The organism is Xenorhabdus bovienii (assembly GCF_024721015.1).
Lineage (GTDB): Bacteria > Pseudomonadota > Gammaproteobacteria > Enterobacterales > Enterobacteriaceae > Xenorhabdus > Xenorhabdus bovienii.
In genome coordinates, this window is the sequence record NZ_JANAIF010000182.1 from 1 (window position 1) to 1,938 (window position 1,938).

4 protein-coding genes are annotated in these 1,938 nt (G+C 38.7%); 2 read left to right on the forward strand and 2 right to left on the reverse strand.

The window, feature by feature from the left end; all coding sequences use genetic code 11:
* Nucleotides 1-208: 208 nt before the first annotated feature.
* A complete protein-coding gene (locus tag NXS07_RS19725) occupies nucleotides 209-427 on the reverse strand; it encodes a transcriptional regulator (protein ID WP_187651557.1) in 219 nt (72 codons plus the stop codon).
* A gap of 104 nt (nucleotides 428-531) precedes the next feature.
* Here NXS07_RS19725 and NXS07_RS19730 point away from each other — a divergent pair, with 104 nt between their 5' ends.
* A complete protein-coding gene (locus NXS07_RS19730) occupies nucleotides 532-1,239 on the forward strand; it encodes an XRE family transcriptional regulator (protein ID WP_187651556.1) in 708 nt (235 codons plus the stop codon).
* Between the two features lie 48 nt (nucleotides 1,240-1,287).
* Here the strand turns inward: NXS07_RS19730 and NXS07_RS19735 are convergent, their stop codons facing one another.
* The gene (locus NXS07_RS19735) at nucleotides 1,288-1,521 is read right to left on the reverse strand and encodes a hypothetical protein (RefSeq protein WP_187651555.1); all 234 of its coding nucleotides are present in this window, start codon (nucleotides 1,519-1,521) and stop codon (nucleotides 1,288-1,290) included.
* Nucleotides 1,522-1,570: 49 nt separating this feature from the next.
* Here NXS07_RS19735 and NXS07_RS19740 point away from each other — a divergent pair, with 49 nt between their 5' ends.
* The gene (locus NXS07_RS19740; protein ID WP_258087484.1) at nucleotides 1,571-1,918 is read left to right on the forward strand and encodes a hypothetical protein; all 348 of its coding nucleotides are present in this window, start codon (nucleotides 1,571-1,573) and stop codon (nucleotides 1,916-1,918) included.
* Nucleotides 1,919-1,938: the final 20 nt, after the last annotated feature.

Genomic DNA, 1,938 nt, shown 5'->3' on the forward strand with positions numbered 1-1,938 from the left:
AGCGCGATCTTGTTAAGCAATTCACTTTCCTTATCTCTGAATAATTTGCGGTAACTTGCGTGTTTCATTCGTAAAATGTCCTAAAGTTAAATTTGGTTAATGTTTGTTTAATAAATAAACGATGTGTATCAACTATCTTGAGATAGATGATGGTGAGTTGCTCCAAGAATGCCTAGAGCAGTTCCGGTAATGTTAAAGAGCGGTATAGCTAATTTCCGTGTTCAAATAGATGAGGTAAATCAGGTCTAATTTCGTACGCTTGGATTTTTCCACCCGTAGCAGCAACGATTCTGGGTACATATTCAGGAGATACCCTAGATTTACCATGCAACCATTTATAGACGGCTTGCTGTGTCGTACCGCACGCCAAGCCAAGTGCTTTTTGTGAACCAACTATTTTGATAGCGGTTTTAATTTGCTCATTCATGAAAACCTCCGTTGTCATACACAACCAATAATAAAACCATAGTTGTATTTTTACAACAACTATATTCATTTGAAAATTCACAACTACAGTTGTATGTTTACGTTATGAAAACGACTAATTCACTTTCTGAACGATTGAAGTTGGCTAGAACAATGGCTGGCATGTCTCAAAAAAACCTAGGGAATGCTGTTGGCATCTCTCAAGCTGCCATACAAAAAATTGAGGCGGGCTTATCTCAGACTTCAACCAAGTTGATAGAAATAGCCAAAATACTGAACGTCAGTCCAGATTGGTTATCCACTGGTGATGGCGATATAAATCAATTGTCACAAAATAATGAATCGATAAAACAATTTGCTAGTGAAACATCAACACCCACCTATACAGTAAAGTTGCTAGATATTCAGGCCAGTGCGGGGGTGGGGATTATGGTAAATTCCGAATTCATCGAAACAATTCGCTCTATTGAGTACACCGCAGATGAGGCGAGATCATTATTCGGTGGCAGATCCGCTGATTCTATGAAGATGATTACCGTTAACGGAGACTCAATGTCTGGAACATTTGAGCCACGAGATCAAATCTTTGTTGATATCACAAAGAATTATTTTGATGGTGATGGTATCTATATATTTATATTGGAAAATCAGGTATATATCAAACGATTACAACTGCAATATAAGAGACTGGCAATCCTATCTGATAACCCTAAATATGAAACATGGTATTTAGACGAAGAAGCGACCCAAGGCCTCTTTATTCAAGGTAAGGTGCTGATTAGTCAGTCAATAAAATACAAATATTACAGCTAGTCTTAGCCTCACTAACATTACACAGCCCCGAAAGGGGCTTTCTTATTTTTAACCCCCTTCTGCTATCTCTCCCTTCAAACACAAGTGATTTAAATATTTTTTAAAAATAAAATCATTTAAAAAACAACTTAATAGATAAAAAAACAACTGACGCCACCAATTAAATACAACTATAGTTGTTGACATCAAAACAACTATAGTTTTAAATGAATACATCAACGGCAGGGAGCCAAAAGTAAAAGGAAGTTTGCTCTTTAACATTACCGGAACAGATTCAGGCATTCTTGAATCAACCCCACTGAGTAGGTTTTGGGGTGTAGTGGAATAAGGTATGACTACACCACCAAAACTTATTTACGGAGGCGATATGACAACAGTAACCGTTATACGGAGTGACTACGCAGCTCGTCGTTATGAGCGTAGAGCAAGCTTCTTGGCAAAGAAACAACAGGGAACACAAAAACTTCAAAGCCGCTCAGTGGAAGAAATTATCGACTCAATCATCAAACCAGTAGACGAAATTGACGTACTGACGCAACTGATGGTTGGATTGAAGAAAGATATCAAGGACGACAACAACGGCGGATCTTGCTGCATGAGTGACGTAGCTCTTTACTCAACTAAGCAAAGAGCTAGCAATCGGATACTGGAGTCAGGCGGCGTTACGGCGAGGGGGTGATATGACATATCAGGAAGCAC

Coding starts and splice junctions, on each gene's coding strand:
- NXS07_RS19725 (WP_187651557.1), bottom strand. CDS start 427: ATGAATGAGCAAATTAAAACCGCTATCAAAATAGTTGGTTCACAAAAA.
- NXS07_RS19730 (WP_187651556.1), top strand. CDS start 532: ATGAAAACGACTAATTCACTTTCTGAACGATTGAAGTTGGCTAGAACA.
- NXS07_RS19735 (WP_187651555.1), bottom strand. CDS start 1,521: ATGCCTGAATCTGTTCCGGTAATGTTAAAGAGCAAACTTCCTTTTACT.
- NXS07_RS19740 (WP_258087484.1), top strand. CDS start 1,571: ATGACTACACCACCAAAACTTATTTACGGAGGCGATATGACAACAGTA.